This window comes from Rhodococcus sp. MEB032 (genome assembly GCF_030208925.1).
Taxonomy (GTDB): Bacteria; Actinomycetota; Actinomycetes; order Mycobacteriales; family Mycobacteriaceae; genus Rhodococcus_F; species Rhodococcus_F qingshengii.
This window is the reverse complement of sequence record NZ_JARVSY010000001.1, coordinates 613,754-621,991: the sequence shown is the minus strand read 5'-3', so window position 1 is coordinate 621,991 and position 8,238 is coordinate 613,754. Positions and strand designations below refer to the sequence as shown.

General features: G+C 61.6%; 10 protein-coding genes and 1 pseudogene. 5 read left to right on the top strand and 6 right to left on the bottom strand.

Annotated features, from left to right (window positions below; all coding sequences use genetic code 11):
* Window positions 1-443: 443 nt before the first annotated feature.
* Window positions 444-776: a hypothetical protein gene (locus QRN54_RS02760; RefSeq protein WP_065456196.1), complete on the top strand. Its 333-nt coding sequence runs from the start codon at window positions 444-446 to the stop codon at window positions 774-776.
* A 271-nt stretch (window positions 777-1,047) separates the two neighbouring features.
* The gene (locus QRN54_RS02755; RefSeq protein ID WP_230793171.1) at window positions 1,048-1,698 is read left to right on the top strand and encodes a hypothetical protein; all 651 of its coding nucleotides are present in this window, start codon (window positions 1,048-1,050) and stop codon (window positions 1,696-1,698) included.
* Between the two features lie 126 nt (window positions 1,699-1,824).
* On the opposite strand, the gene QRN54_RS33575 is transcribed toward QRN54_RS02755, so the two are convergent.
* Complete coding sequence (locus QRN54_RS33575) at window positions 1,825-1,977, bottom strand: hypothetical protein (RefSeq protein ID WP_350318868.1); 153 nt, start codon at window positions 1,975-1,977, stop codon at window positions 1,825-1,827.
* Between the two features lie 158 nt (window positions 1,978-2,135).
* On the opposite strand from QRN54_RS33575, the gene QRN54_RS02750 reads away from it, so the two are divergent.
* Window positions 2,136-3,266 carry a lipase family protein gene (locus tag QRN54_RS02750; RefSeq protein WP_285181543.1) on the top strand — a complete coding sequence of 377 codons (1,131 nt, stop codon included), beginning with the start codon at window positions 2,136-2,138 and terminating at the stop codon, window positions 3,264-3,266.
* A gap of 552 nt (window positions 3,267-3,818) precedes the next feature.
* Here the strand turns inward: QRN54_RS02750 and QRN54_RS02745 are convergent.
* Window positions 3,819-4,226, bottom strand: coding sequence for a DUF6301 family protein (locus tag QRN54_RS02745; protein ID WP_232330045.1), 408 nt, complete (start codon window positions 4,224-4,226; stop codon window positions 3,819-3,821).
* Between QRN54_RS02745 and QRN54_RS02740 the strand changes: the two genes are divergently transcribed.
* On the top strand, window positions 4,176-4,361 hold the full coding sequence (locus QRN54_RS02740; RefSeq protein ID WP_230793181.1) for a hypothetical protein: 186 nt from the start codon (window positions 4,176-4,178) through the stop codon (window positions 4,359-4,361). The two genes, QRN54_RS02745 and QRN54_RS02740, sit on opposite strands and share 51 nt — an antisense overlap.
* 61 nt (window positions 4,362-4,422) lie before the next feature.
* On the opposite strand, the gene QRN54_RS02735 is transcribed toward QRN54_RS02740, so the two are convergent.
* Together QRN54_RS02735 and QRN54_RS02730 are read right to left on the bottom strand one after the other, a co-directional pair.
* Entirely contained in the window at window positions 4,423-4,926 is a 504-nt protein-coding gene (locus QRN54_RS02735; RefSeq protein ID WP_285181548.1) for an MFS transporter, read from the bottom strand.
* Window positions 4,927-4,928: 2 nt separating this feature from the next.
* Window positions 4,929-5,648, bottom strand: a complete 720-nt coding sequence (locus QRN54_RS02730; protein ID WP_285181542.1) for an MFS transporter — start codon at window positions 5,646-5,648, stop codon at window positions 4,929-4,931.
* Window positions 5,649-5,953: 305 nt separating this feature from the next.
* Between QRN54_RS02730 and QRN54_RS02725 the strand changes: the two are divergent.
* Window positions 5,954-6,160 (top strand): annotated as a pseudogene (locus tag QRN54_RS02725) (lipid-transfer protein); the annotation flags it as partial.
* Here the strand turns inward: QRN54_RS02725 and QRN54_RS02720 are convergent.
* Complete coding sequence (locus tag QRN54_RS02720) at window positions 6,160-6,981, bottom strand: HAD-IIB family hydrolase (RefSeq protein ID WP_285181541.1); 822 nt, start codon at window positions 6,979-6,981, stop codon at window positions 6,160-6,162. The pseudogene QRN54_RS02725 and the gene QRN54_RS02720 overlap by 1 nt on opposite strands.
* A 636-nt stretch (window positions 6,982-7,617) precedes the next feature.
* A complete protein-coding gene (locus tag QRN54_RS02715; protein ID WP_021333803.1) occupies window positions 7,618-8,166 on the bottom strand; it encodes an AAA family ATPase in 549 nt (182 codons plus the stop codon).
* Between the last annotated feature and the right edge of the window lie 72 nt (window positions 8,167-8,238).

Here is an 8,238-nt window from a genome sequence, read left to right as displayed (position 1 = left end):
CGCTGCCTCTCTTCCAGAAGGCGTCGCATGCGCCGGGAAAACCCTGGAGTCCGCCGGGCAGTGCACCCGCAGAAACAGCAGAGCAGCGTGAGCGTTACCGCTCCGTCGGTCCGTGCTTCTACACACCAATTAGGAAAAGACCCGATCGTGACTGACCTTCTTCTCTGGTCGGCCCGTATCCAGCTAGGCGCTTTGCTCGCTCGGGCTCGCGATCGCCACCGGCGCCTTCGGACCTTCCTTCGCCGTGCAACGAGACCTCACACTGCAAGCACGGATCATCGAAAACCTCGTCGGGATCTTCCCTGCGAACGTCGACAGCGCAACCATCGCCATCACCAGCAAGCTCAAAACGAACACCAAGGTCGTTAATAGGGCGCTCGCTGCGAAAAAGTGCGCAGAGACCAGTTCCGCGGTCGACGTTGAGTAGTTGTACGGATTCGCGGGTGTCGCTGCGCGTGCAGGCTCAGGATGTGACCATCTGGCGGAAGATCGGCGTGTTGTTCCTTGCATTGGTCTGGACGCTCGTGGCGGCGACCTTGGTGTTGTTCGGTCTGTGGGATTCAATCGACACGAGCTGTGACGGACCTGCGGAACGCGACATGGCCGGTGGCGGATGGCTGGTGATCGCGACGTTGTCCGTATGGTCTGGGGCATTCGTCGTCTGCGCGCTTCGTCTCCGCACCGTGACTGCGGCCGTGCTCGCGACACTGTCGGTCGTATCGTCGACACTGGTCGTGGTCAACATGCTCGCCACTGCCTCGGGCCTATGTTGGTGAATGTCTATTCGCCTTCCTGGTCGTTCACGCGTTCGGATTTTTCGATGACCGTGTGCATCGAAAAAATGCTTATACCCAACGTGATCACCCTCTCGAACTTCCCGAAAAGAACCGCGTTAAGAAATTCAGAAATGTTGCAGGAAAACAATTTTGGTCCCGGGTTGCATAGGTGATCAAGTGCCCCACAGATTCGTTACCCCAGTTCCGCCCGTTCTGGACAGGCTTTCGGGTTCCGCTCATTAGCCACCGTGGTCTTGGACATACTGAGGTCATGACGAGCCGAGGAGTGGTACGTAGTTGGGACGTGGGGGGTATGCAGGGCGTGATCGACTCCGCAGACACTCCGGGCGGTAGCTGGACCTCATGGACATCTGTAGTGGTCCACGGGTTCCCGGGTTTGGTCGAAGGTCAGGAAGTCGAGTTCGAGTGGAATCAACTCGACGAGCCGGCAGTCGGTTACGACTTTCACACCGTGCAGGCGTGGCCAGTCGGCGAGGACCACACGCCGCCGGGACCGCCCGGTTTCAGGGCTTGGGATATCGATCCCGACGGCACCGTTCACGAGGTCACCGATCTAGACATCACCGACCTCGACGATACGATCGCGCCCCCGATCGGCACCCCAGCGATCGGTGTCGTCACCACGTGGAATGGTGAGGAAGGCTGGGGAGTCATCGACTCCGCGGACACTCCGGGCGGTTGTTGGACCTTCTACAGCGCCCTACACCCCGACGAAGTCATCAACGCTCGGCCGGGCGACAGTTTCAGCATCGGCGGAGGGATCAGCGCTCTCGTCGTCGGAGAGCAGGTCGACTTCGAATGGGAGCCGGTCATCGACCAGGACGGATACAAATTTCGTGCGATCAAGGTCAGGCCGCGGCGGGATATCCCCCCGTGGCGCGTCGAACGAATCGGTAGGTAGTTCGACATCGACGGCACGTCGACGACCACCTGCCCTGCCTCGAACGCCGCGAAGCGCTCGCCAACCGCAGCCTCGAGCACCCTCGCATCAAAGTCCCACCTCACTGGCTCAACGTCGACGGACCGATCATGCTCGAGGTAGCCCTTGGGCATGCCTCTTCGTGCGCATTCGAGCCCGAAGACAACCATCAATCGTGCACCGTGCCGCATCAATGCCCTCACTACGCATTTCCAGCCACACCTTGTGTGCACCGTAGACCGAATAATTCTCGGTATGCACACGGCTGACCTCGGCTTGAAGTTCTTCGTCGCGCACAGTCCGCTGGCCCCTCGACTGCAGGAGCGGCACCCGAAGGTAGTCGAACCGGCATACCGACACCTCCGGATCGCGCAGAATGGTAGTCGGCGTACACGCGGATGAACCCGGGGAGCGGTGCAATGATCCGACGACGGCTCGGCCAAGTATTGATGGTGATCGCGCTCGCCTCCGCGGCCGTTTCGACCGCGCCCGTCCACGCGCAGGAACCGTCGCCAATCACGACGCCGGGCACAGTGACCGCGGCAACTTCCCTGCCGCACTCCTTCTGGATTCCCGGCGCCGCCAACGCATCAAAGCTCACGTACTGGTCCACGGGACCGCTGAACCGGCCCGCTTTGAGTACGGGCGCGCTCTTCCTGCCCCCCGGCGATCCACCCGAAGGCGGTTGGCCGGTCATCTCGTGGGCTCACGGCACTGTAGGTATTTCCGACCAGTGCGCTCCCACCGTGACCGGGACCGTCGGCAGTCCATACCTCACGAACTGGCTCTCGCAGGGCTACGCGATCGTCGCGACCGACTACGTGGGACTCGGCACGCCGGGAATCCACGCGTACCTGGACGGACCGTCGGCGGCGCACAGCGTGATCGACATGGTGCGTGCCGCGCGTGCGGTCGAACCGTCGCTCTCACCGCGGTGGTTGGCACTCGGACAGTCTCAGGGCGGGCAGGCCGCTATGGTCACGGCAGCGATCGCCACACGGTACGCACCCGAATTGGACTATCGGGGCGCGGTCGCGACCGGGGCGCCGTCCAATCTGGAGAACCTTGCACCACTCGTGGGGCCGGACTTTCCCCGCTTGCCACTGACCGGCAGTACCGTGTTCGTCTCGTACCTCTTGGCCGGACTCCGGGCGGCGCGACCCGATCTCGACATCGATCGCTACCTGACACCACGCGGCACGGATGCCCTGGCCCGAGCCGAAACCGACTGCTACCAGGACATGGCATCGGGCCTCGGCGACGTCACGATCGGCGATCTGGTGAACCGGCCCCTCGACGATCCCGCGGTGCTGGCTGCTGCTCGCGGCATGCTGGAGATCCCGACGACCGGGTACGACCGGCCAGTGTTCCTCGGACAGGGGCTGACGGACGAGATGGTGCCGGCACCGCTGGCTTTGAAGCTCGCGGCCGAACTCGCCGCCAACCGCCAGCCAGTTACATTCCGCACATATCCGAACGGTCATATCGAGACGATGCGGGCAGCGCTCCCCGAAAGCCTCTCCTTCGTCCGGAATCTCTTCCAGCCGTAGGTGAATCATGCGTTTCGTGAGAGCCTGTCCGACCCACTTTTCATCTTCTCAGCACCGTCAGGAGTGCGCGGCTGACCGAGGATCTGCCGAAGCCGAGCGTTGCAGCTATGGCGTCGAGGCTCTTGCCCCCGCCGCAGGTTGGACCGTCACCGAACATCGGGAGCGAGGCGCGTCAATAACCATAGACCTCAACATCGCATGTCCTGGGGGCCGCGGATCTAGACACGTACAGCGTCCGAGCGATTGACTTCGACGTTACGGATCGCTTGGGTACACAGGAAGCTGAATTCAGTGGGCTGCCAGGGGTGTGGTTCAGCGGACTGGAGGTACAGCACGGAAATATCGCTACAGCCACCCTATCCGCGCATACGTGTGCACCGCCCCACCTCGTCGGTCTTCAGGAAGAATTCGACTGCTCGGAGGCCGTCGACGGCATCGATCCATTCCAGCCACAGTGCGATGCACCAGGCGAACCGACTTTGACCGTTCTGCTGAAATATTCTTCCTGGCAACAAAATTCGACTGAACCTGGTCAGGAGATGACCTCGATCGCTAGTCCTCGTCCTCGTACTCCGGTTCGGGCTCATCCGCCCATGCCTGATATCCCGGACTCTTCAGATGCAGGTGGATCGCACTGACACCCCGGTTCAGTGTGATGACCGCTTTCGGCAGATCCCACCGGATAGTTGCCTCAGGTTCGGCGCTCGTGGCTGTCCCCAGGAGTGCAGTTAGTGCCACATCGAGGTTCGTGAATCCTTCGACCAGCAACGGACGCACCACGGTCATGGGCGTAGCATCATCTGCCACGTCCGTGACTAAGATCGAGATCGAATCCATTCTGTGTTGCCGCCCGAACATGTTCGCCGTCGGCCGGCTGACATGAAAGTTCGTCCGAATCGAGCCGCCAGCATGCCTGAGTTCGACGAGGTCCCATCCAGCCTGTGCGCAGAATGGTTCCAGGTCGTCGCCGGCCCAGGTCCAGTCGAATTCTGCGGCGAGGCGGGCGATCCGGGTGGCACCCTCGATGTCGACGTGCATGCGTGGATGCTGTCTGCGAGTGTCAACATGACCTGCACCTGGAACGGACGCTCCTAGGAATTACACGCTGTCAGAGAACTTGGCCGCCGCGGAGGTAGACCTGCGCTGAACGCCGAGGTCAGAGATCCCGCGCCGAGTGTCGCAGCGGCGAGAACGCCAGTGTGCCTGCTGCGATGGCGAACACGATGGTGACGCCGATCAGGGTGGGGCGTTCGCCGATCGCGCCGACCAACAGGCCTGCTGTCACGGCGCCGAGGGCGGCCATGGTGCGGTTGACGGAACGCCGGGCGGCATTCACGCGCCCGAGAAGCTCATCGGGGGTGTGTGCTTGCCAATAGCCCATCTCGTTCGCGTTCTCCGCGCCTGCCGCCAAGCCTTGCAGGCCAAGAGCTGCGAAGAGCAGGAGATGGCCAACAATTGTGTCGGTCGCGAAGGTAACGAGAAGCCAGGTGAGGGGATACAGCGAGCGGGCGAGGATGACCGTTCGCCCTGGTCCGATTCGCGTGCCGATCGCATGTGCACTGGACGCTCCGAGGAGGCTTGCGACACCGAACGTCGTCAGAAGCAAGCCGTATGTGTAGGCGCTGAACCCGAGTGAGCGGAGGGCGAAGAGAGACAGCACAGTCAACGCGGCTCCGTTGGCGAGGAACCACACGTGTGTCGATATTGCGAGTGGGTTGAGAGGCGGTGACGGTAGGTGAATCTCAGACCCTCACGCACTTCGTTCATCAGGTTGCGGGAGCGAGAAGCGGGTCGCGGCTCGTCTACGTCGAGACCGGAATTGAGTGCGGCATCAGCGAGATAGCTGATTGCGTCGACGGCAATCACCACGGGAGCGCCGAGCAGGCCTACGAGTGCGCCCCCGACCGTTGGCCCCAATGTCGTTGCTGCTGCGTCGGCTTGGTCGAGTCGAGCGTTTGCTTTCACCAGTTGGCTGCGTGGAACCAGCCGGGGTAACAAGGACTGCATCGCAGCGAAGCCGAACACCGAGAAGGAGCCGAACAACAGCAACGCGATGACCAGGACCCAGATGTGCAGAAGGCCGGCGAGCCACAGAAGCGGAACAGTGCCGAGTGCTACCGCTCGACCGATGCTGGCCCACACTAGGATTGGCTTGCGCCGCCACCGATCGACGTAAACCCCCGCGAACAACCCGAGCACCGCATAAGGAATCAACTGAGCCGCGTTCACCATACCGACTTCGAAGGGCGTCGCGTCTAGAAGCTGCACTACCAAAATGGGCATCGCCACCGCTGTCACCGACGAGCCGGCCGAACTGATCACCGCGGCCGTGAGGAAGCGGCGAAATGATGAACGATTGACGGCCGGAGAAACCTCACTCATCGCTTCTACTCACGATGCCGCCACATGTCCGACTCCGCAGGTCCGTCCCATGTAGGGGACTGTAGTCGAGCACGCCCGATATGGTGCTGAGCCCGGGACGGTTGTTTGGCATTGCGAAGTTGACAGAAGTACTCGACATGGTGACAGGGGGCGACTCTACCGATTCGAGGGAAGGCATCATAATGATCGAAACAGGCTCTCCCACACGCATTTTCGTGACACCCGCACTGACGAACGCGATGGGTACGAGAATGAGTGCTTCACCCATTACGTCCAAGACATGTTCCACCGCTGGATGTCAGGGCGCCACAGGATCTTCGGCCCTTTTCCTCGCACGCCAAGCCGTCGCCAGCGGCACCGTCGAATGCGCATTGGCTGTCGGCTTCGAGCAGATGAAACCCGGCGCACTCAAGCGGGTCTGGGACGACCGCCCAGCGCCGATGTTCCGTTTCGACGATCTGATGACCGAGATCCAAGGCGTCCACGACGCGCCGCGCACAGCCCAGATGTTCTATCGCAACCATGTCGACAATGCGGTGGCAAGACCGTCCTCGGTGCCTGGTGGGCAGATCTGGTCGGCTGCGGCAAGCACAGAAGCGGGTGCGTGACCCATGGCCACGCCGTGAGCGGCCCAGTCCAGCATTTCCAGATCGTTGATGCCGTCACCGACGGCTAGGGTCCGTGTTGCGGCGACGCCCAGGTCGATGCGCAGCCTTTCCAGCATCGCAGCCTTGCTTACGCCGGCTGCGGTCAAGTCGGCCAGTGGTTCGTCTTCGTAGCACAGGCTTCGAATGCCGGGGAGATCGAGAGCAGACAAGACTTCGGTCAGCTCCTGCCCACTGCGTCCAGGCCAGTGGATCGCCCGTCGGGTGGTCGGCGTGGTCGCAAGTTTGTCGATATCGACCAGCTCGACCTCGCCATGGTGCATATCCGCGTCGTCGACACGGCCGGTTGCTCTGACCCCGATGCCCGGGTTCTCGGCTACGAAGATCGCGCCGGGTAGTTGTTCGCGTAGTACCGCGATGGGAGTGCGTAAATCGAAGACCACTTGCTCCGCGATTTTCCCGGTTGCGGCATCGATCAGCACGGCCCCGTTGGAACAGATCGCGAACCCCGTCATGATGTCGAGCTCGAGTAGGAACGGTCGTGTGGCGGGGGCGATTCTGCCGGTACACAGCACGACGTGGGCTCCGGATCGAACAGCTGCCCGCACAGCCGATCTCACTGCGATGCTGATCGTTTCGTGCGCGAGCGGATTCGTGTCTTCCGCGACGTGCAGGGTGCCGTCAATGTCGAGGGCAATCATCATCGGGTGGCCGGATTCGAAAACCAAGTGTCATCCTTCGATAGTGTCAACTCGACAAAATTCACCGGTAGATCGTGTGTAGGTCGGTTCGGTTGCAACATACTCGAATCGGTATTCGTCGCCCAAACAGAAGCGGTGTCCGCCACGTCATCGGCACCGTCCACACACTCGGCGGTCGCGGCATCGCATTCCGCGCCCTCACAGAAGGATTCGACACCACCGAGGATGGACGGCGGTTCCTGAGCTGCGGTCACTGGATCACGCGAGGCCGCCCGCGGCCATGAAATGCCCGAATCAGAATTGTCAGACCTGTTCAATGAACTCCCCACAAGGTGAGACGGGTTTCTCGGACACGCTGTCGATTCGACAACTGTTGAAATCGATTTCGCTCCGGAACCGTTTTCTGTCGGCGGACGAGGGTTAGCTGGTGATCTGCACTCATTTTCTCAGCCACATAAGGGAACATGTCTCATCCTCCGGTGCCTCAGAAACAGCCTTGGTCTCAACAGTTCACGGCCGATTCTGAGACTGACAGCGAAAGCCGAGACCGCAGTCGGCGAACCAAAGAGGGCTTTCCACTCCGGTTGAAGGGTCCCTGGCTGGTATGCCTCGTATGGCCCGCGAGATGGCCTGCAACAAGACGGTTTCCGGCGGATTGAGCCGCTACTGTGCAAAGAGTCGGAAACGGTCGTCGCGAATGGCCGCTGCCACTTGTTGGGCACTCTGTTCTTCCTCGTCGCCCGACGTGTCCAGTACATGATCATCGAGCTCGCCGAGGTCGGAGAACTGATCCCACATCGAGAGGATTGGCCCCTCGTCGATCAAGGCGCTTGGCGCGGTTCGGGCTTGGGCTCGCTTCAGCGTGATGTCGCGCTGCGGCCGGAGCACGATGTAGTGGACCGCCAAGTTCGGGTGCTGTGTCGCGTGTGTTCGGAAGTGGGGGAGCATCCACGGCCCGATGATTCCGTCGATCACCGTGGTGAAGTCGCCGCGAGCATAGGTATAGGCGGCGCCGGCGATCACATCCATGACAGTCTGGTTCTGCGCATCGGACGTGGGCTCGTACGGAGGTATCGCGCCCGAAACGATGCAGTGCCAGAAGTCGTCTGTGTGCAGATGAACGCCTTTGCTGTAACCGCGGGCAAGTTTCGCGGCGAGGGTCGACTTCCCTGCCCCTGGTGGGCCGGTCAGAATGATCACTTGTGCGCTCACGCACCACAACCTATCCCTATCGCGACGGCTGAAGCACCCGATTTTCCCGGCCTAGGTCCAGTGTTCTCGCCG

Excerpts from the sequence above, each read along its gene's own strand:
- QRN54_RS02755 (WP_230793171.1), top strand. The coding sequence starts at position 1,048 with ATGACGAGCCGAGGAGTGGTACGTAGTTGGGACGTGGGGGGTATGCAG.
- QRN54_RS02750 (WP_285181543.1), top strand. The coding sequence starts at position 2,136 with ATGATCCGACGACGGCTCGGCCAAGTATTGATGGTGATCGCGCTCGCC.
- QRN54_RS02740 (WP_230793181.1), top strand. The coding sequence starts at position 4,176 with ATGCCTGAGTTCGACGAGGTCCCATCCAGCCTGTGCGCAGAATGGTTC.
- QRN54_RS02730 (WP_285181542.1), bottom strand. The coding sequence starts at position 5,648 with ATGAGTGAGGTTTCTCCGGCCGTCAATCGTTCATCATTTCGCCGCTTC.